This is a genomic window from Micromonospora endolithica, assembly GCF_003626595.1.
In the GTDB taxonomy this organism is placed as follows: Bacteria; Actinomycetota; Actinomycetes; order Mycobacteriales; family Micromonosporaceae; genus Micromonospora; species Micromonospora endolithica.
On record NZ_RBAK01000003.1, the window covers coordinates 377835 to 397533 of the forward strand.

At 72.1% G+C, this 19699-nt stretch carries 22 protein-coding genes; 12 read left to right on the forward strand and 10 right to left on the reverse strand.

What is annotated here, in order from left to right; all coding sequences use genetic code 11:
- The first annotated feature begins 387 nt into the window (after positions 1–387).
- The 6 genes from D7223_RS10990 to D7223_RS11015 all read left to right on the forward strand — a co-directional run bounded on the left by D7223_RS10990 (position 388) and on the right by D7223_RS11015 (position 8973).
- The gene (locus D7223_RS10990; protein WP_120727787.1) at positions 388–1758 is read left to right on the forward strand and encodes an L-serine ammonia-lyase; all 1371 of its coding nucleotides are present in this window, start codon (positions 388–390) and stop codon (positions 1756–1758) included.
- 37 nt (positions 1759–1795) lie between these two features.
- Positions 1796–2623: an ABC transporter permease gene (locus D7223_RS10995; protein ID WP_120727789.1), complete on the forward strand. Its 828-nt coding sequence runs from the start codon at positions 1796–1798 to the stop codon at positions 2621–2623.
- Positions 2624–3370 carry an ABC transporter ATP-binding protein gene (locus tag D7223_RS11000; protein ID WP_120727792.1) on the forward strand — a complete coding sequence of 249 codons (747 nt, stop codon included), beginning with the start codon at positions 2624–2626 and terminating at the stop codon, positions 3368–3370. It abuts the gene before it with no gap.
- Positions 3367–5349: a DUF5941 domain-containing protein gene (locus tag D7223_RS11005; protein WP_120727793.1), complete on the forward strand. Its 1983-nt coding sequence runs from the start codon at positions 3367–3369 to the stop codon at positions 5347–5349. The genes D7223_RS11000 and D7223_RS11005 overlap by 4 nt, the downstream gene beginning before the upstream one ends.
- A gap of 17 nt (positions 5350–5366) precedes the next feature.
- A complete protein-coding gene (locus D7223_RS11010) occupies positions 5367–7556 on the forward strand; it encodes a bifunctional glycosyltransferase/CDP-glycerol:glycerophosphate glycerophosphotransferase (protein WP_120727795.1) in 2190 nt (729 codons plus the stop codon).
- Between the two features lie 106 nt (positions 7557–7662).
- The gene (locus D7223_RS11015; protein WP_120728177.1) at positions 7663–8973 is read left to right on the forward strand and encodes an ABC transporter ATP-binding protein; all 1311 of its coding nucleotides are present in this window, start codon (positions 7663–7665) and stop codon (positions 8971–8973) included.
- A 52-nt stretch (positions 8974–9025) separates the two neighbouring features.
- Here the strand turns inward: D7223_RS11015 and D7223_RS11020 are convergent, their stop codons facing one another.
- A complete protein-coding gene (locus D7223_RS11020; RefSeq protein ID WP_120727797.1) occupies positions 9026–9382 on the reverse strand; it encodes a hypothetical protein in 357 nt (118 codons plus the stop codon).
- Positions 9383–9726: 344 nt separating this feature from the next.
- Between D7223_RS11020 and D7223_RS11025 the strand changes: the two genes are divergently transcribed.
- Together D7223_RS11025 and D7223_RS11030 are read left to right on the forward strand one after the other, a co-directional pair.
- On the forward strand, positions 9727–10527 hold the full coding sequence (locus D7223_RS11025; protein WP_120727799.1) for a helix-turn-helix domain-containing protein: 801 nt from the start codon (positions 9727–9729) through the stop codon (positions 10525–10527).
- Positions 10518–10706 (forward strand): DUF397 domain-containing protein, encoded by a 189-nt coding sequence (locus D7223_RS11030; protein WP_120727801.1) that lies wholly within the window; start codon positions 10518–10520, stop codon positions 10704–10706. Before D7223_RS11025 ends, D7223_RS11030 begins: the two co-directional genes overlap by 10 nt.
- Positions 10707–10784: 78 nt before the next feature.
- Here D7223_RS11030 and D7223_RS11035 read toward each other — a convergent pair whose 3' ends face one another.
- On the reverse strand, positions 10785–12401 hold the full coding sequence (locus tag D7223_RS11035; protein ID WP_120727803.1) for a carboxylesterase/lipase family protein: 1617 nt from the start codon (positions 12399–12401) through the stop codon (positions 10785–10787).
- Positions 12402–12520: 119 nt separating this feature from the next.
- Between D7223_RS11035 and D7223_RS11040 the strand changes: the two genes are divergently transcribed.
- Both D7223_RS11040 and D7223_RS11045 read left to right on the forward strand, forming a co-directional pair.
- On the forward strand, positions 12521–13099 hold the full coding sequence (locus tag D7223_RS11040) for a TetR/AcrR family transcriptional regulator (protein ID WP_120727805.1): 579 nt from the start codon (positions 12521–12523) through the stop codon (positions 13097–13099).
- 67 nt (positions 13100–13166) lie between these two features.
- Complete coding sequence (locus D7223_RS11045; RefSeq protein WP_120727807.1) at positions 13167–13634, forward strand: DUF4442 domain-containing protein; 468 nt, start codon at positions 13167–13169, stop codon at positions 13632–13634.
- A gap of 34 nt (positions 13635–13668) precedes the next feature.
- Here the strand turns inward: D7223_RS11045 and D7223_RS32470 are convergent, their stop codons facing one another.
- The 7 genes from D7223_RS32470 to D7223_RS11075 all read right to left on the reverse strand — a co-directional run bounded on the left by D7223_RS32470 (position 13669) and on the right by D7223_RS11075 (position 16097).
- Complete coding sequence (locus D7223_RS32470; protein WP_147252612.1) at positions 13669–13875, reverse strand: hypothetical protein; 207 nt, start codon at positions 13873–13875, stop codon at positions 13669–13671.
- A gap of 46 nt (positions 13876–13921) precedes the next feature.
- Positions 13922–14140, reverse strand: a complete 219-nt coding sequence (locus tag D7223_RS11050; protein WP_120727809.1) for a hypothetical protein — start codon at positions 14138–14140, stop codon at positions 13922–13924.
- Positions 14141–14290: 150 nt separating this feature from the next.
- Entirely contained in the window at positions 14291–14590 is a 300-nt protein-coding gene (locus tag D7223_RS11055) for a colicin immunity domain-containing protein (RefSeq protein WP_158610859.1), read from the reverse strand.
- Positions 14577–14819 (reverse strand): colicin D domain-containing protein, encoded by a 243-nt coding sequence (locus D7223_RS11060; protein ID WP_158610860.1) that lies wholly within the window; start codon positions 14817–14819, stop codon positions 14577–14579. The genes D7223_RS11055 and D7223_RS11060 overlap by 14 nt, the downstream gene beginning before the upstream one ends.
- A 39-nt stretch (positions 14820–14858) precedes the next feature.
- Positions 14859–15335 (reverse strand): SRPBCC family protein, encoded by a 477-nt coding sequence (locus D7223_RS11065; RefSeq protein WP_120727815.1) that lies wholly within the window; start codon positions 15333–15335, stop codon positions 14859–14861.
- Positions 15336–15346: 11 nt separating this feature from the next.
- The gene (locus tag D7223_RS11070) at positions 15347–15676 is read right to left on the reverse strand and encodes an ArsR/SmtB family transcription factor (protein WP_120727817.1); all 330 of its coding nucleotides are present in this window, start codon (positions 15674–15676) and stop codon (positions 15347–15349) included.
- Entirely contained in the window at positions 15669–16097 is a 429-nt protein-coding gene (locus tag D7223_RS11075; protein ID WP_120727819.1) for an SRPBCC domain-containing protein, read from the reverse strand. The genes D7223_RS11070 and D7223_RS11075 overlap by 8 nt, the downstream gene beginning before the upstream one ends.
- 120 nt (positions 16098–16217) lie before the next feature.
- On the opposite strand from D7223_RS11075, the gene D7223_RS11080 reads away from it, so the two are divergent.
- Both D7223_RS11080 and D7223_RS11085 read left to right on the forward strand, forming a co-directional pair.
- Complete coding sequence (locus D7223_RS11080; protein WP_120727821.1) at positions 16218–16982, forward strand: beta-phosphoglucomutase family hydrolase; 765 nt, start codon at positions 16218–16220, stop codon at positions 16980–16982.
- Complete coding sequence (locus D7223_RS11085; RefSeq protein ID WP_120727823.1) at positions 16979–19351, forward strand: glycoside hydrolase family 65 protein; 2373 nt, start codon at positions 16979–16981, stop codon at positions 19349–19351. The genes D7223_RS11080 and D7223_RS11085 overlap by 4 nt, the downstream gene beginning before the upstream one ends.
- 78 nt (positions 19352–19429) lie before the next feature.
- On the opposite strand, the gene D7223_RS11090 is transcribed toward D7223_RS11085, so the two are convergent.
- Positions 19430–19612, reverse strand: a complete 183-nt coding sequence (locus tag D7223_RS11090) for a hypothetical protein (RefSeq protein WP_120727825.1) — start codon at positions 19610–19612, stop codon at positions 19430–19432.
- Positions 19613–19699 lie beyond the last annotated feature (87 nt).

A 19699-nucleotide genomic window follows, 5' to 3' on the forward strand; every position in this document is an offset into this window, starting at 1 on the left:
GGCGCAGGGCGCGGGGCGCGGGGCGCGGGGCGCGGGGCGCGGGGCGCGGGGCGCGGGGCGCGGGGCGCGGGGCGCGGGGCGCGGGGCGCGGGGCGCGGGGTACGGGGTACGGGGTACGGGGTACGGGGTACGGGGTACGGGGCGCGGGGCCGCCGGGGGTGCGGGGCGCGGGCGTGGGACGTGAGGCGTGGGGGTGCGGGCCCCGGGGCCGCAGGGGTGCGGGGCCGCAGGGGTGCGGGGCGTGGGGTGCGGGGACGGGTGGGCGGGCGGGTTTAGTGCGGGTCGGGGGTGACCAGGGCGGGTAGGCTCGTCGGTCGGGCGCCCACACCCCGGGCGCCCGGACGTGCCGTCCTCCCACGACGAGGGCGGCGGCGAGGAAGTGCAGACATGATCAGCGTTTTCGACCTCTTCAGCGTCGGTGTCGGGCCGTCCAGCTCGCACACCGTCGGGCCGATGCGGGCGGCGCGGACGTTCGCCGCCGGGCTCAAGGCCGACGGGCTGCTCGCCGGCACCGCCCGGGTACGCGCCGAGCTCTTCGGCTCGCTGGGCGCCACCGGCCACGGCCACGGCAGCGACCGGGCGGTCCTGCTCGGGCTGGCCGGCGAGGCGCCGGAGACGGTCGACACCGACACGGTCGACGCCCGGGTGACCCGGATCCGCGCCGAGCGGAGGCTGAGCCTGCTCGACGCGCACGAGGTGGACTTCGACCCGGACCGGGACCTGGTGCTGCACCGCCGGCGGTCGCTGCCGTACCACCCGAACGGGATGACGTTCGCCGCGTACGACGCGGACGGGGCGGAGGTGCGGACGCGGACGTACTACTCGGTCGGCGGCGGGTTCGTGGTCGACGAGGCGGCGGCCGGGGCGGACCGGATCAAGCCGGACACCACCCGGGTGCGGTACCCGTTCTCGACCGGCGCGGAGCTGCTCGACGTGACCCGGGCGACCGGGCTGTCGATCAGCGAGGTGATGCTCGCCAACGAGCTGTCCTGGCGTACCGAGGGGGAGGTGCGCGCCGGGCTGCTGGAGATCTGGCGGGTGATGCGGGAGTGCGTGGCGCGCGGCTGCGAGCGGGACGGCGTACTCCCGGGGGGTCTGAAGGTCCGGCGGCGCGCGGCGGAGCTGCGGCGCGGCCTGGACGCGGAGGTCGACGCCACCGACCCGCTGCGGGTGATGGACTGGGTGACGCTGTTCGCCCTCGCGGTGAACGAGGAGAACGCGGCCGGCGGCCGGGTGGTCACCGCGCCCACCAACGGCGCGGCGGGGATCATCCCGGCGGTGCTGCACTACTACACCCGCTTCATCGGGAACGCCGATGACGAGGGCGTGGTGCGGTTCCTGCTGGCCGCCGGCGCGATCGGCGTGCTGTTCAAGGAGAACGCGTCGATCTCCGGCGCGGAGGTGGGCTGCCAGGGTGAGGTCGGCTCGGCGTGCTCGATGGCCGCCGCCGGGCTGGCGGAGGCGCTGGGCGGCACCCCGGAGCAGGTGGAGAACGCCGCCGAGATCGGGATGGAGCACAACCTGGGCCTGACCTGCGACCCGGTCGGGGGCCTGGTGCAGATCCCCTGCATCGAGCGCAACGCGGTGGCTAGCATCAAGGCGATCACCGCCGCCCGGCTCGCGTTGCGCGGCGACGGCGTGCACCACGTCTCCCTGGACAAGGTCATCAAGACGATGCGCGAGACCGGGGCGGACATGAAGGTCAAGTACAAGGAGACGGCACGCGGCGGCCTGGCCGTCAACGTGATCGAGTGCTGATCGGCGGTGTTCACGCGCTGGCCGGGCGGGAGGCGGCGTGACCTCGGGAGTCGGGGCGTTGTGGTCGCACCGCTCCGCGCTGCGCATCCTGGTCCGGCGCGACCTCGCGGTGAAGTACCAGCAGTCGGTGCTCGGGTACCTGTGGTCGCTGATCGAGCCGCTGGGTACCGGGGCGATCTACTTCTTCGTGTTCGGGGTGCTCTACGCCCGGGACACCACCCGCAACCTGGGCGACGCGGCCGACTCGTACCCGCTGTTCCTGATCACCGGCGTCTTCGCCTGGATGTGGACCAGCTCGGCGCTGAGCGAGGCGACCAACGCGCTCACCGGCCAGGCCCGGCTGATCACCACGATGAACATGCCCCGGCAGCTCTTCCCGATCGGCCGGGTCGCCGGCCGGGTCGCCGAGTACGCGGCCGGACTGCCCATCCTGGTCGCCGTGGCGATCGCGTACGCGGCGTACGGGCGGGTGCAGATCGGCTGGTCGGTGCTGGTGCTGCCGCTGGCGATCGCCGTGCAGGGCACGCTGCTGGTCGGCCTGGCGTTGCTGCTGTCGGCGGCGAACGTGCTGATGCGCGACGTGGAGCGGTTCATGCGGCTGGTGATCCGGGTGCTCTTCTACGCCACGCCGATCATCTACCCGCTGAGCCTGGTGCGGGGCTCCGACCTGCCGGGCTGGGTGAAGGCCGGCTACGAGCTGAACCCGCTGGTCGGCATCTTCCAGTTGCACCACGCGGTCTGGTACCCGGACGAGTTCCCGGAGGCGCGGCTGCTGGCCACCACCGTCGCCGGCAGCGTGCTGGTGCTCGCCGCCGGCTGGTGGGCGTTCCGCCGGCTCGAACCGGCCGTGCTCAAGGAACTGTGAATGGCCGAGAAGATCATCGAGGCCGACGGGCTGGGCATCCGGTTCGTCCGGAACCGCCGGCGGCAGTTGCGGCTGCGGGAACTCTTCATCCACCGGGGGCGGCGGACCGGCGACGACGGCCGGTTCTGGCCGCTGCGCGACCTGACGTTCACCGTGCGGGCCGGGGAGACGGTCGGCGTGATCGGCCGCAACGGCACCGGCAAGAGCACCCTGCTGCGGCTGATCGCCGGGGTGCTGATCCCGGACGAGGGCGCGATCCGGGTCTCCGGTGACGTCGCGCCGCTGCTGGAACTGTCCGCCGGGTTCTCCAGCGACCTGACCGGCCGGGAGAACCTGTACCTTGTCGGCGGGCTGCACGGGCTGTCGTCGGCGTACCTGAAACGGCACTTCGACGAGATCGTGTCGTTCGCCGGTGAGCAGGTGGAACGCGCCATCGACTCGTCGGTACGGCACTACTCGTCGGGGATGAAGGTGCGGCTCGGCTTCGCGATCATCTCCCACCTGCCCCACCCGATCCTGCTGATGGACGAGGTGACGGCGGTCGGGGACGCGGAGTTCCGGCAGCGGTGCTATGCGACGATCGATCGTCTGCTCGGAGAGGGGCGCACCTTGGTTCTGGTGTCACACAACGAAAACGACCTGACCCGGTTCTGCCGTCGGGGGTTCTACCTCGACGCGGGCCGGTTGATCGTCGACGGGACGATCGACGAGGCGCTGGCCGCGTACCACGGCGCGGTGGAGCGGTGACCCTGGCGATCGTGCTCACCGCCGGTGGTCCGGCCGGGAGCGCATCCGGCGTCGACGGCCCTTTGGCCGAGCGGCTGGCCGAGCAGTGCCGGAAAGCCGGGGCGACCGAGGTACGCCGGGTCGCCGACCTGGACGAGCTGGCCGCCGTGGCCGCCACGGCAACCGGCCCGGTGCTGGTCACCGGCGCGGACCTGGTCGCGCACACCGCCGTGCTGCGGCACCTGCTCACCAGCCCGGTCGGGCCGACGGTGGCACTGGTGCTCAGCGACCCGCCGGGGCACGGCCGCACGACGGTCCGCGAGGAGCGGGGCCAGGTGGTCGCCGACGAGCTGGGCGGCGAGCCCACCGGCACGTTCGGTGGCGCGTTGCGGGTGGGCACCGCCGACCTGCCGGCGCTGGTCGCCGCCGCCCGGGAGGTGGCCGCCGGGGTGGTCACCGTGGGTGCCGCCGCGCCGGCCGGTGGGCAGCGGGCCTCCTCCGCGCTGGACCGGCTCTTCGCCGACCTCACCGCGCGCGGCACGCTGACCTTCGCCCATCGGGTACGCCTGCTTGTGGCGCACCGGGTCGCCGACGCCACCGAGCGGAGCGGCGCGGAGGCCGAGGTGGCCGCCGTCGACGAGGACCGGGCGGAGCTGCGGCTGTCGGTGAAGGAGCGGGACGACTTCTTCACCACGTACTTCGTCAGCACCTGGTCGCCGTACGTGACCAAGGTGTCGGCGCGGCTGGGCCTGACCCCGACCGTGGTCACGATGATCTCGATCCTGTTCGCGGTGGCGGCGGCGGTGCTGTTCGGCGTCGGCGACCGGCCGGCGCTGGTCCTCGGCGGGGTGCTGCTGTACCTGGGCTTCGTGCTGGACTGTGTCGACGGTCAGCTGGCCCGCTACACCCGGAACTTCAGCGCGTGGGGCGGCTGGCTGGACACGATGGCCGACCGGGCCAAGGAGTACGTGGTGTACGCCGGCCTCGGCTACGGCGCGACCGCCGCCGGACACCGGTACGGGTGGGCGCTGGCGATCGCCGCGATGACCCTGCAGACCGTCCGGCACATGACCGACACCTGGTACGGGGCGCTGCACGACGAGGCGGCGCGCCGCCCGAAGACGACCGGCGGGGGCGGCGGCATCGGCGACCGGCTCAACGCCGCGTCGAACCGGGTGCAGTCGGACACGGGTTCGCTGTCGTACTGGCTGAAGCGGACGGTGGTCTTCCCGATCGGCGAGCGGTGGGCGCTGATCGCGATCGCCGTGGCGCTGTTCAACCCGCTGGTCGCCCTGGTGGCGGTGCTGGTGTGGGGGACGTTGGCGTTCACGTACACCGGGGCGTTGCGCACGCTGCGCGCCCGCTGGATGCGGGTCGGGGTGCTGGACACGGTCGACACCTCGCTGCACCGCGACGACGGGCCGCTGGCCCGCCGGCTACCGACGCCGCGGTGGCGGCGACCGCTGGAGTCGGGGGTGTTCGCCGCGGCGGGGATGGCGGGGCTGCTGGTGCTCGCCCTGCTCGGCGGCGAGGCCGTCCCGCGCTGGGTGCCGCTGGCCGCCCTGGTGTGGCTGCTGCCCGCGGCCGGTATGGCGCGGGTGCCGCACGGTGGCGCGCTGGACTGGTTGGTGCCGGCCGCGCTGCGGGCCGCCGAGTACCTGTTCGCGATCGCCGTCGGGGTGGTCGGTGGGGTGCCCGCGTGGGTGATCTTCGGGTACGTCTTCGTGCTGACCCTGCACCACTACGACCTGACCGCCCGGCTGGAGAAGCGTCAGGTGGCCCCGCCGCTGCACGACTTCACGCTGGGCTGGGAGGGGCGCTCGCTGGTGCTGGCACTGGCGGCGATAGCCGGAATTGCGGAGATCGGGATGGTTACACTCGGTGCGTACCTTCTCGTGTTTTTCGTGGCAAGTGTCGCCCTGGCCTGGGTGGTCCTGCCGGCCCGCGCCGCGCGCGTGACGGCCGGTCCGGTCGGTGCCGGAGGTGGCGCGCCGGGCTGAGACGAGGGACGGCCGGTGTGACCCTGATCAGCTTCGTCGTACCGGCCTACCGGGTGCAGGGCTATCTGCGGGAGTGCCTGGACTCGATCCTCGGGCAGCCGGAGACCGACATCGAGGTCATCGGCGTCGACGACTGCTCGCCCGACGACAGCGGCGACATCCTCGCCGAGTACGCGGCCCGCGACCCCCGGGTAGAGGTGATCCGGCTGCCGGAGAACGTCGGTCTCGGTCCGGCCCGCAACGTCGGGCTGGACCGGGCCACCGGCCGGTACGTGTGGTTCGTCGACGCCGACGACTGGCTGGTCCCGGACTGCCTCACCGCGGTCGCCGACCGGCTCCGTGCCACCCGCCCCGACGTACTCGTGGTGGACCACGTCCGGGCCTGGTGGAACGACACCACCACCCGCAGCGGGATGCGGGAGGTCTTCGCCGAGCCGGTCGGCCCGGAGACCTTCCGCCTGCGCGAGCGGCCGGCGGCGGCCCGGCTGCTGCACACCGCCTGGAACCGGTTGCTGCGCCGGCAGTTCCTGCTCGACAACGGGCTGCGCTTCTTCCCCGGCTGGTACGAGGACGTCTCGTTCAGCTACCCGGCGCTGCTGGCCGCCGAGCGGATCGGCGTACTCGACCTGGTGTGCGTCAACTACCGGCAGCGGCGCACCGGTGCGATCACCCGCACCCGGGGGGACCGCCACTTCGAGGTGTTCGACCAGTGGCACCGGGTGTTCCGGCTGATGGACGAGTGGGGCCCGGCGGTGGACGAGCTGCGGCCGGTCGTCTTCGAGCGGATGATCTGGCACTACCTGACCGTGCTCGTCAACTCCGAACGGATCGCACCCGAGCTGCGGCCCCGGTTCTTCGCCCGGATCAGCGAGGACTACCGGCGCTGGCTGCCGCCGGGGGGCTATCCGGTCCCGGCCGGCGCGGAGGGGCTCAAGCACCGGCTGGTCGCCACCGGGCGGTGGCGGACGTTCCGCGCGCTGCGGACCGCGTACCTGGCCCGGGACGCGGCGGGGCGTCGGGTCCGGCGGGTGCGGCGGCGGGTGACCCCGGCGGCGCGGCGGACCGCCCGGCGGGGCCGGGACGTGGTGCTGCGCGAGTACTACCGGGCCGAGCTGCGCCGGCCGGTGGACCCGGCGCTGGCCGTCTACGCGGCCTACTGGTACCGGGGCTACGCCTGCAACCCGGCCGCGATCTACGAGGCCGCGCGGCGGCTGGCGCCGCAGATCCGTGGCGTGTGGATCGTGCGGCGGGACCGGGTGGGCACGCTGCCCGAGGGCGTCGAGTACGTGGTGGCCGGGACGCCCGCCGCGCACCGGGCGCTGGCGCGGGCCCGGTGGCTGGTCAACAACGTCAACTTCCCCGACCACGTACGCAAGCGGCCCGGCACCGTGCACGTGCAGACCCACCACGGCACCCCGATCAAGGTGATGGGGCTGGACCAGCAGCGCTACCCGGTGGGCGCGGCGGGCGTGGACTTCGCCGCGCTGCTGCGCCGGGTGGACCGGTGGGACTACAGCATCACCTCGAACAGCTTCTCCACCCAGATGTGGGAGCGGGCGTACCCGGCCGAGTACACCACCCTGGAGGTGGGCTACCCGCGCAACGACCGGCTGGTCACCGCCGGCACCGAGGAGGTGCTGCGGATCCGGGCCGAACTGGGGCTCGGCATCGGCGAGCAGGTCGTCCTGTACGCGCCGACGCACCGCGAGCACCTGCCCGGCTACCGGCCGCCGTTCGACCCGGACCGCCTGCTGGACGCCCTCGGCCCGACCGGGCGCCTGCTGATCCGCAGCCACTACTTCCACGACCGGGACCGGCGGGCCCTGCGCCAGGTCGACCGGGAACGGGTGCACGACGTCAGCGGTCACCCCCGGGTGGAGGATCTCTATCTGGCCGCCGACGTGCTGGTCACCGACTACTCGTCGGCGATGTTCGACTACGCCGTGCTGGACCGGCCGATCGTCGTCTACGCGCCGGACCTCCAGGCGTACCGGCTGGCCCGGGGTGTCTACTTCGACGTGACCGCCGAACCACCCGGCGCCGTCGCCCGTACCCCCGCCGAGTTGGTGGACCTGTTCCGGTCCGGCGCGGTACGCGGAGCGGAGGCGGAACGGGCGCGCCGGGCCTTCCGGGACCGTTTCTGCCGGCTGGACGACGGGCACGCCGCCGAGCGGGTGGTCCGCCGGGTCTTCCTCGAAGACGTGTAATGGGACTGTTACGAGCCGAACATGGCACGTTCACCCGATGTGCGAACCGAATGATGCTCGTCACAGTCATTGCCGGGGTTTGTCCGGCGAGCTGGGGGAGGAGACGGTGACCACCGTCGCGCTCAAGGATGTGACAAAGGTTTTCAAGGACGGCACGCTCGCCGTCGACAAGGTCAATCTCGACGTCACCGACGGCGAGTTCATGGTCCTGCTCGGCCCGTCCGGCTGCGGCAAGTCCACCGTGCTGCGGATGGTCGCCGGCCTGGAGGACCCGACCTCCGGTGCGGTGCTGCTCAACGGCGAACTCGCCAACGACCTGCCGCCCCGCGAGCGCGGCGTCGCGATGGTCTTCCAGGACTTCGCCCTCTATCCGCACATGAGTGTTAACGAAAACATCGCGTTCCCACTCCGGCTGGCCGGACTCGAACCGGACCGGCGCGGTGAACGGGTCGCCGACGTGGCCAGCGCGTTGGGCATCGGCGACGTGCTCGCCCGCAAGCCCAGCCAACTCTCCGGCGGGCAGCGGCAACGCGTCGCGATGGGCCGGGCGATCGTCCGCCGGCCGGGGCTCTTCCTGATGGACGAGCCACTGTCCAACCTGGACAGCGGACTGCGGGCCGAGCTGCGCGCGGAGATCTCCGGCCTCACCCGGGAACTGGGCGTCACCACGGTCTACGTCACCCACGACCAGGCCGAGGCGCTGACCATGGCCGACCGGGTCGCCATCATGCGCAAGGGCGTTCTCCAGGACGTCGGCACCCCCACCCAGGTCTACGGCCGCCCGGCCACCCTCTATGTGGCCGCCTTCCTGGGCAGCCCGCGGATGAACCTGCTGGAGGCGTCGGTCTACGTCCACCTCGACCGGTACGTCACCCTCACCCTCGGCGAGCAGGCCCTCTACCTGCCGTGGAACGACATCCGTACCCGGGCGGTCGCGCACTACCACGGGGAACGGATCGTGGTCGGCATGCGCGCGGAGGCGCTCACCCCGGTCTCCCCGGACAGCCCGGGCGACGTGCTCCAGGGTCGCATCCGCTACCTGGAGCACCACGGGCACGAGTCGCTGGCGTTCCTCGACATCGGTGCGACCGCCGTGGTCGTCGACGAGATGGGCAGCGGCCCGGTGGAGACCCCGGAGTCCGGCCAGCGCGGCCTGCGCCGGTTCGGCCAGGTCATGCAGCGCTTCGCCGGTCGGTCCGGCGGCGAGAACGAGGACGAGGACGGACCGCGCGGCGGCACCCGGACCAGCGTCCTGCACGACCCGGGCCGCCACCACCGCCGCCCGGCGGAACTCGCGGTCCGGCTGGCCCCGTACCCGGCGGTCAGCTCCGGTCACCCGATGGCGGTGCAGGTACGCATGGACGCCCTGCACTTCTTCGACGAGCGCGGCGACCGCATCGACGTCGGCTGGCGCTGAGGCGTAAGGAAGGGCACCCTTTTAACGCCTGGTGTAGAGGAAGGGCCCCTTCTTAACGCCCGGGCTCGGGGAGGTCGGCGTCCGGCAGGGCTGGGCGGCGGTACAGGCCCCAGGCGACGAACCGGGCGAACAGGTCGCGCGGGCTCGGGCCGTCGTCCGGGTTGAGCCGGTACAGGTCCCGGGTCGCCTCGTACAGCAGCCCGCACAGGTAGATCGACAGGCCGACCGGGTTGTCCGCGTACTCGGCCTTGAGTAGTAGGCGGGCGTGCGCGCACGGCCATGGCCGGCCGCACGCGCGGCAGCACCACAGCGGACGCAGCGGGGTGTGCGGCGTGGCGTGCGGGGGGTACGGCCGGGGCCGGTCCGGTGGCGGTCCCTCGGCGGGGTGCGGACGTTGCTGTCCGGTCATCGGGCTCCCTTCGCGGCGGCGGGGGCGGCTGCCCGCCGGGAAGTGGTCGGCCCGGGAGCCGGCCCGCGCAGGCTCCCGGATCCGGGGCCGTCCCGGCGGGGGGGATGCCGGGACGGCCCCGGTTCGGGCCGCCCCGGCACGGGGAATGCGGACGGTCCCGGGTCGGGGGCCGCTCCTGGGACGGGATCCGGGGCGGTCCCGGGCTGGATCCGCCCCGTCCCCGGTGGATGGGAGCGGATCCGCTGCGTGACAGTCTGGTGATGCCGCGACTACTGTCGGAAGGCGTTCGTGTTCGACCAGGCGAGTCGTGCGATCAGCCGTCCCCCGCGTGCAGAGGTGTGCAGATGTCCCGAATGCCGATGCTGGAATTGTTCGCCGGTGAGCTGCGCCGCCTGCGGGTGGACGCCGGGATGTCCCAGGAGGCGCTGGGCGAGCAGCTCAACTACTCCGCCTCGCTGGTGGCGGCGGTGGAGCAGTCACGCCGGCCACCCCGGGAGGAGTTCACCCAACGGTGCGACAGCGTCCTACAGGCCGGCGGCCTGCTGGTACGCATCAGGGAGGCGATCCTCCGGGAGAGCCTGATGCCGTGGTTCCGCGAGTGGGTGACCATCGAACAGGAGGCGGTGACGCTGCGGAGCTTCCAGCCGCTGGTGGTGCCGGGGCTACTGCAAACCGAGGGGTACGCGCGGGCGCTCTACGAGGGTGCGAGTCACCTGGCCGGCGACGAGGTCGAGCAACCGCTCGCGGCCCGGCTCGCGCGGCAGGCGGTCCTGGACCGGCCCACACCGCCGCAGTTCGTGGTGGTGCTCGACCAGGGCGTGCTGGAGCGGCCGATCGGCGGCGCACAGGTGATGCGCGAGCAACTGCTCCACCTGGTCGAGGTGGGGCAGCGACCCAGGGTGCACCTGCACGTGGTGCCGCGCGGCGTCGGCGCGTACCCGGGCGTGAACGGCGCGTTCGTGGTCGCGACACCGCCCGAGGGCGACGACATCGTCTACCTGGACAACCAGTTGCAGGGCACCATTGTGGAGCGCACCGTGGACGTAAACTCGCTGCGGCAGACCTGGGAGTCTGTCCGGGCCGAGGCGCTGCCCCACGGGGCCACCCTCAGGATGATCTCGGAGGCGGCAGAGCAATGGACCTGACCGGCGCGATCTGGCGGAAGAGCACCCGGAGCAGTGGCAATCAGGGCGACTGCGTCGAAGTGGCGGACAACCTCCCCGGCGTGGTCGGCGTCCGGGACAGCAAGGACCGGCGGGGGCCGGCGTTGGCGTTCGACCCGGTGGCGTGGCGGGCGTTCGTGCAGTTCGCCAAGCGGCACTGAGGACGGCTTCGCCAAGCGGCAGCGAGAGCGGCCCGGGCGGGACGAACGGGTTGTCGTCCCGCCCGAGGTCGATCTCGGTCACGAACGGTCGAGCCGCTTCCAGAACGAGTAGTGGTGGTCGTCCGTGAAGTCGGCCCGACACCACCGTCCGGGGGTCAGCGACCGCACGTACCTGCCGTGCCGAAGGTCGTCGCGGAACGCGGGCCACGCGTCCGGCCGCGCGGGTTCGGCGGTACGGGCGAAGCGGACCCAGGTGCTGGCGAGGCGCAGGCGCAGATCGAGCTGGGCGGGGGTCAACTCCTCGAAGATCGCCATGTCGAACAGGTACGCCAACTCCGACATGTGGTTCGCGCGCATCGGGAAGCTGGGACGGGGATAGCCGACGTACCACGGGGTGTCCTCCGCCGTGAACTCGTACAGGTGCGTCGGTGTCCAGCGGGACAGCATCCGCGCGGTGTCCAGGGTCGGTACGGACCAGAGCGCGTCGGTGAGGACGGTGGCGAACGCCTCCCCCGCGGAGACGTCGCCGGCCAGCGGATAGCGTCGGAGTACGGCGGGAGCGTCGGCGCCGAACTCGGCACGGATCGCCGGCGCGTACGCCTCGTCCCGCATCGGCGCGCCTCCAGGGGCCAGCTCCGCGCCGCCGATACGGCCGTTCTCCTCGTCGTGGTTGACGCCGAGGAGCACCGGTACCCGGTTGAACCGTCCGGTGCGCAGCGCCTCGCCCGGCGGCAACGGCAGCAGCGCGGTCCCGCTCACCGGGCGGGGTTCGCCGGCCGTCGCCTCGTACGCGTCCAGCAGCGTCGTGACCTCGGTGGCGCGCAGGCAGGTCGCGACGTCGGCGGCGGTGGCGCATCCGACCGCCGCGATGACGCCGGCGCTCTCGGTCTCGGCCGCCGCCCGGGTCCGTGACCCGCCGGTGGCGCAAGGCGCGCTCTGCACGACGGCCCGGTCGAAGAGACCGGCCGACACCGGTGAGGCCAGGTGGTCGCAGACGGCGTAGCCGCCACCGGACTGGCCCATGACGGTCACGTTGTCGGGGTCGCCACCGAACCCGCCGATGTTGGTGCGGACCCACCGCAGGGCGGCCTGCTGGTCCTCCAGGGCGAGACTGCCCGATCCGTGGCGGGCGGCCGGCCCGTCCAGCGCGGCGTCGGTCAGGAACGCCATCACGCCGAGCCGGTAGTTCAGCGAGACGACCACCGCGCCGGCGGCCACGAGCGGGTTCGGCCGGTAGCTGTCGCCACTGCCCACCATCATGCTGCCGCCGTGGATCCAGACGATCACCGGAAGATCCCGGGCGGGCCGGCGGGGTGCGGTGACGTTGAGGTAGAGGCAGTCCTCGACGGTGCTGGGGACGCCGATCGGGTAGCCGCTCTCCGCCTGGGGGCAGGCCGCACCGGGGGCCGTGGCGTCCCGGACGTCCTTCCAGGACCTCACCGGTTGGGGGGACGCCCACCGGAGATCGTCGATGGGCGGCGCCGCGTACGGGATGCCCTGAAAGCTGCGGACCTCGGCGTCGAGCACGCCGCGTACCTGACCGGCGGTGGTCCGGACCACCGCGGGGTCGGGTCGGGCGTCGGCGTTCGCCGGGGGAACGGAGGCGGCGGCCGGTACGAGCAGCCCGGCGACGGCGATGACTGCCCGGAGCAGCCTCGACCAGCGATCCGGCCGTGAATCCTGGTTGTCGCTCATGCTGCGTCTCCCTTCGACGGATGTGCGTCGAGGATAAAGAAACTTGGGCGAACGCGCAATGCGTTCGCCTGAGGCGCTTGCCTAATTCGATCGCGCCAGAGCTTTGGTACGGTCGCCGCATGGGCAACCGTGAAAAGCTGCTGGCCGGCGCGGCCCGGTGTCTGCGGGAGAAGGGGTACGACCGCACGACCGTCCGCGACATCGCCTCGGCCGCCGGGGTCAGCATGGCCGCCATCGGCTACCACTTCGGGTCCCGGGAGGCGCTGCTCAACCAGGCGCTGTTCGCGATGCTGGACGAGTGGGGCGACGCTATGGGTCGGGCCCTGGTCCCGGTCGACGACCCCGGGGGTGACCCGGTTCGGCACTTCGCCCAGCTCTGGCGGAGCCTGATCGAGCAGTTCGCCACCCACCCCGACCTGTGGTTGGCCACGGTGGAGCTGTTCATGCAGGCCCAGCGGCAACCGGAGCTGCGCCCCCAGCTCGCCGACGGCGTTCGGCAGGGCAGTCGAGGGATGGCGGCGATCCTGGAGAGCGTGCCGGAGGGTGAGGTGCCGCCGGGGTCCGTTCGGACGCTCGGCGCGGTGCAGCTCGCCCTGATGTCCGGCGTGATGATCCAGTGCCTGAGTGACCCGGAGAATGCGCCCACCGCCGAGGAGGTCCTCGACGGCCTCCGGGCGCTGTCGAAACTGGCCGGCTAACGGGGCGCAAGCGGATCTTGCCGATGGTGCGCTTGCCGGTCTAGTTACCGGCTAGTAACGTTCGGGCATGACCATCGACTCGCGCCAGGTGGCGGCCGGCATGCTCGAAGCGGTGCCCTTCGCCCGTACGCTCGGCTTCGAATTCGTCGAGGTGGCCCCGGAGGCCGACGGCGGCGTCCGGGCGGTCGTCCGGCTGCCCGACTCGCCGGCCACCCACAACCACGTCGGCGGGCCGCATGCCGGCGCGATGTTCACCCTCGGCGAGACCGCGTCCGGCGCGGTCGTGCTCGCCGCGTTCGGGCACCTGCTGGACCGGGCCACGCCGCTCGCGGTGCGCGCCGACATCGCGTACCGCAAGCTCGCCATGGGTCCGGTGCTCGCGAAGGCCTGGCTGGGGTGCGCGGCGGCCGAGGTGATCGCGGAGCTGGACGCCGGGCAGCGACCGGAGTTTCCGGTACGCGTGGAGATCGCCACCGAGGAGGGCAAGCCGACCGCGGAGATGACCGTGATCTGGACCCTGCGCCCGAACCGCTGACCGACTCGCGTCCGTGCTCTCCCTGGTCGTCGGCCTACCGCCGTCTCCGGCCGACGACCAGGGCGGCGGCGCAGAACAGCGCCAGGCCGGCGGCTCCGACCCCGGCGATGATGTTCAGTGGTCGGTCGAATCCCGTCCCGACCTGGGACAGGAAGACCAGCGACATGGTGACCAGCAGTGTCCATTGCTGCCAGCGGGGCATGCCGGCAACCCGTCCCGGGTCGCGCCCTCGGTCGCTCATCGGCTCGGTCTGCGCGTGACCCGCACCGCCACCGGCAGCTCGCCGCTCACATCCGTCCCCGATGCTTGGCCAGCGGGACCGCCGCCGCCGTGACGGCACCGAGCACCAGTCCGATGACGAGCATCCGGGTGCCGTTCGGGCCGCCGGTCGCCAGTAGGAACAGGCCCCGGATGGCGACGACGGCCGCCAGTACGACGGAGCTGATGGCCAGCAGGCGCATGGTGTTCCGGCTGTACGGTCCCTCGCCGGTGGATGGGCGATCCATGGCGGCTACCCCCTGTGCGTCGTGGTGGCGACGGTGCCATTCGTCGATGCCCGTCGCTACCCGGACGTGCCCGGGTCGCAAACATCGCGCTCGTGGCCGGTCCGGGTGGTGGGGCCGGTGTTTCGCCGCGACCCCACCACCCTCAGCTGGTCAGAAGCCTGCCAGCGTCTCCCTGGCCACCTGCCGCAGCGTTTCTTCGTCCGACCCACCGACCTCCGCCCGCAGGGCAGGATCGGCGACGAAGGCGTCGACCTCGGCGAAGAGCCGCTCCAGCGGCATCGCCACCGAGTCCTCGTGCGGATGCGGGTCGTACTTGAAGATGTTCAGGTAGATCACCTCGAACTCGCGGGCCGTCAGCCTCCCGTCGACGAAGGCCCGGATGGCCGCCAGGTGCGCGTAGACCGTGGGGGAGACCGGCGTCGCCTCCCACCATGCTTCAGCTTCCGCCACCCAGCCTCCGATCTCGTACGACGTAACCGAGTTGGGCTTCACTCATCGTCCATCCGGAGACGAACTCCCCGGTCGCGGTCTTCTGGATCACGACCTGTCGTGTCGTCCGGTTGTGGTTCAGGATGACCGGCTCGTCCGGCATCCGGGTGTAGGTGCCGGTGACCCGCAGCGTGCCAGGTGCGGCGACGAAGGCGTGCAGCGCGGCCTCGAAGGCATCGAACCCCGCCACGCCCTGCGGAGCGTGACACCGAAGGCCGTACTCAGAAATTCAGCGGTGCTGGCTGAGTGCCTTCGCGTTGCGGACCTCGTTGTCGCGGTCGCCGTTGCCGGTGAGGATCAGGGTCCGCAGGCTCTCCGTCACGTAGCCGCCCCACGCGGTCCGGCACACGTCGTAGCACTCGTAGTCGGAGGTCAGCCCGTGGTGGGTGAAGCGCAGCCGGGTGCCCTCGTCCTCGCGGGAGATGTCGAAGCTGATCCTCGTCCCGGTCCACTCGGTCTTGTCGTCGGTGAAGTTGAAGTGGTTCTCCAGGCAGTGCCAGACGATCCGCTGGTCGGGGACGAACTCGACGATCCGCATCCGGCACCGGTGGATGTCCTGGTAGTGGTAGGTGAACTCGGCACCGGGCCGGTCGGTCGGCCCTTCGATGTCCCTGGACCACCAACCGCGGACGTCGGTCACCGCCGAGAAGACCTCGGCCGGGGTCCGGTCCACCACGAACGTGGTGGTGAAGCTGTCGTCGCTCATCTGCTGCTCCTTCATCTCAGGTGTTCCCGGAGGGCGGCCAGCGGGCCGTCCCAGTCGCGGGCCAGCGCGGCGAGGAACTGCTGCGCGACCCGCATCGGCTCGGACCGGAGGCGGTAGCGGACCCGGCGCCGTTCGCCGGGCTCGGCGGTGACCAGGCCGGCCTCGGCCAGCAGCCCGAGGTGCTTGGCGATCCCTTGCCGGGTGATCGGCAGGCGGGTGGCGAGATCCGTCGCGGTGGCCGGGCCGGCCTCGGCGAGGGCGGCCAGGATGGCGCGCCGGTTCGGGTCGGCCAGCGCCACGAACACGGCCTCGGCGACGGACTCCGACGCGCGGTCAGACATGGAGATAGGCGACCAGTTCGTCCAGCTCGCTGGCCCAGCCCTTGGTGTTGCCGCCGTACGCCCGGTCGTGCTCCTCGGGGGCGAGCTGGGCGAACCCGGTCTCGACCACGGTGAGGCTGGTGCCGTCGCCCTCCGGCGCGAGGGTGAACTCGACGTAGGTGCGGCGCGGGTCGTCCGCCGGCAGGCCGTGGATGCCCCACGTGTAGCCGAAGACCGTCTTCGGTTCGAGTCGCTCGATGCGCAGTCGGGCCGCGTCGCCGCTGTCCCAGGTCAACTGTGCGGTGCCGCCGACCCGCAGGTCGACCTCGGCGCTGTCGCCGAACCAGGTGCCCAGTCCCTCGGCGGTGGTGATCGCGTCCCACACCCGGTCCAGCGGCCGGTCTATCCGTACGGTGCGTTCGATCCGGTCGGGAAAGCCCATCGGATAACTCCTTCGATAGCAACCATTCAGTTGCCAAAAACTTATGGCAACCGCCTGGTTGCGTCAAGGCCTTCACCCGAAGTCGGTTTGCGTTCGGCGTCGCCTGGATAGATTCGTACCGTGCTGGGCCTACCTGCTCATGTGACCGCCTGTCTCTTCGACCTGGACGGTGTGCTGACGCAGACCGCCCGCGTCCACAACGCCGCCTGGACCGCAACCTTCGACGCGTTCCTGCAACGGCACGCCGCCGCCACCGGGCTGCCGTTCCGGCCGTTCGACCCCGGTCCGGACTACAACCGCTACGTCGACGGACGTCCCCGCGCCGACGGGGTCCGTGGCTTCCTCGCCTCGCGGGGGATCGTGCTGCCCGAGGGGCACCCCGACGACCCGCCGGACGCGGAGACCGTCAACGGCGTCGGCAACCGCAAGAACGTGCTGCTGCTGGACCAGCTGCGCACGCACGGGGTGGACGTCTACCCGGGCTCGGTGGCGTACCTCAAGGAGGTGGCCGCCGCCGGCCTGCGCCGCGCGGTCGTCACGGCCAGCGCCAACGGTCAGGAGGTGATCGCCGCCGCCGGCCTGGAGCCCTTCATCGAGGCCCGGGTGGACGGCCTGGTCACCCGCGCCCGCGGCCTGCGCGGCAAACCCGCGCCGGACACCTTCCTGGCCGGCGCCGAACTGCTCGGCGTCGACCCGGCCAACGCCGTGGTCTTCGAGGACGCGCTCGCCGGGGTCGCCGCCGGCCGGGCCGGCGGATTCGGGTACGTGGTGGGCGTCGACCGGGTCGGCCAGGCCGCCGAGCTGCTGGCGCACGGCGCCGACGTGGTGGTCACCGACCTGGCCGACCTGCTGCACGTCGAGCCGCACACCGGGGATCCCGCGTGATCCGGGAACGGGCGTACCCGGTCGAGCCCTGGCACGTCCGGGAGACCCGGCTCGACATGGACGTCCTGGCCCAGTCCGAGTCGGTCTTCGCCCTCTCCAACGGCCACTTCGGGCTGCGCGGCAACCTCGACGAGGGCGAACCGCACGGCCTGCCCGGCACCTACCTCAACTCCTTCTACGAGCTGCGTCCCCTCCCGTACGCCGAAGCGGGTTTCGGTTTTCCCGAGTCCGGCCAGACCGTCGTCAACGTCACCAACGGCAAGCTGATCCGGCTGCTGGTCGACGACGAGCCGCTGGACGTCCGGTACGGCGAACTCCTCTCCCACGAGCGTGTCCTCGACATGCGCGCCGGCACCCTGCACCGGGAGATGCACTGGCGCTCCCCGGCCGGCCGCGAGGTGAAGGTCCGCAGCACCCGGATGGTGTCGTTCAGCCAGCGTTCGGTCGCGGCGATCAACTACGAGGTCGAGGCCGTCGACGTACCGCTGCGGCTCATCGTGCAGTCCGAGCTGGTCGCCAACGAGACGTTGCCGCCGCAGAGCAAGGACCCCCGGGTGGCGGCCGTGCTGGAGTCACCGCTGGCCGCCGAGGAGGAGCTGACCACCGCGGACGGCGGTCTGCTCATCCACCGCACCAAGGTCTCCGGGCTGCGGCTCGCCGCCGCGATGGACCACGAGATCAGCACCACCGCCCGGACCACCGTCGAGTCCGAGGGATACCAGGACTGGGTCCGCACCACCGTCGCCTGCGTCCTCAAGCCCGGCGAGAAGCTGCGCGTGGTCAAGTACCTGACGTACGGCTGGTCCTCCCGCCGCTCGCTGCCGGCGCTGCGCGACCAGGTCGGCGCGGCCCTCGCCGCCGCCCGCCTGGACGGGTGGGAGGGGCTGCTCCGCGAGCAGCGCGAATACCTCGACGAGTTCTGGGACGCCGCCGACGTGGTCGTGGAGGGCGACCCCGAGGTCCAGCAGGCGGTCCGCTTCGGACTTTTCCACGTCCTCCAGGCGGGCGCCCGCACCGAACGCCGGGCCATCTCCGCCAAGGGCCTCACCGGTCCCGGGTACGACGGCCACGCGTTCTGGGACACCGAGATGTTCGTCCTGCCGGTGCTCACGTACACCTATCCCGTCGCGGTCCGCGACGCGCTGCACTGGCGGTACCGCACCCTGGAGACCGCCCGGGAACGGGCCCGGCTGTTCAACCTGGAGGGTGCCGCCTTCCCCTGGCGGACCATCGAGGGCGCCGAGTCCTCCGGCTACTGGCCGGCCGGCACCGCCGCCTTCCACATCGCCGCCGACGTGGCCGACGCGGTACGCCGGTACGTGCTGGCCACCGAGGACACCGACCTGGAACGGGAGATCGGGCTGGAACTGCTGGTCGAGACCGCCCGGCTCTGGCGCTCGCTGGGCCACCACGACCGGCACGGCCAGTTCCACATCGACGGGGTCACCGGCCCCGACGAGTACACCGCGGTGAAGAACGACAACATCTACACCAACCTGATGGCCCAGCGGAACCTCGTCACCGCCGCCGACGCCGTGATGAAGTACCGGGACGAGGCGTTCCACCTCGGGGTCACCGACGAGGAGGCCGCCGCGTGGCGGGACGCCGCCGCGGCCATGCACCTGCCGTACGACGAGGAGATCGACGTCCACGAACAGGTGGAGGGCTTCACCCGGCTCCAGGAGTGGGACTTCGAGGGCACCCCGCCGGAGAAGTACCCGCTACTGCTGCACTACCCGTACTTCGACCTGTACCGCAAGCAGGTGATCAAGCAGGCCGACCTGGTGCTGGCCATGCACTGGCGGGGCGACGCCTTCACCCCCGACCAGAAGCTGCGTAACTTCCTCTACTACGAGCGGCGTACCGTCCGGGACTCGTCGCTGTCGGCGTGCACCCAGGCCGTCCTCGCCGCCGAGGTGGGTCATCCCGAGCTGGCCCACAGCTACCTGCGCGAGGCCGCGCTGATGGACCTGCACGACCTCAACGAGAACACCCGCGACGGCGTACACATGGCCTCGCTGGCCGGGGCGTGGATCGCCCTCGTCGCCGGGTTCGGCGGGCTGCGCGACCACGACGGGGAACTGTCCTTCGCGCCCCGCCTCTCCAGCCGCCTCGCCGGTCTGGAGTTCTCCCTCCAGTGGCGTGGACTGCGGCTGCGCGTGGACGTACGCCCACACCAGACCACGTACTCCCTGCGGCACGGCGGCCCGCAGGACCTGATCGAGCTTCGCCACCACGGTGAACTGATCACCGTCACCGCCGGTGAACCGGTGACCGTGCCGATCCCGCCGGCCGAGGTGACCGGCCCGCCACCGGAACAGGCCCCCGGTCGCGCACCCCTCCTCCGCCTCCCCGAACGCGAGCAGTAAATGTAAGGAAGGGGTGTAAGGAAGGGCCCCCTATTAACGCCTGGCGTGGTAAAAGGGACCCTTCCTCACATCGGTCGGTCAGAGCGGGCGTCCCTGGGAGGGGCGGCCACCGGCGTCGCGCGGTGCCATCGCCCGCGGATCGTCGGCGGTACGCGCCTCAGCGGCCTCGTCCGCCCAGTCGCGGTTGCGCTCGGCGTCCTGTTCCGGTCGATCCCGCTCGGCGGGCTGCTGCCGGGATCCTCGCTGCTCCTGCTGCGCCATGGCGATCCTCGCGATCCGTCGGGGCACTCGTCGCGCCGGTACGGTCTGCGGTCCCGCGTCGCCTACCCGGCGGGCATGCCGCCAAAC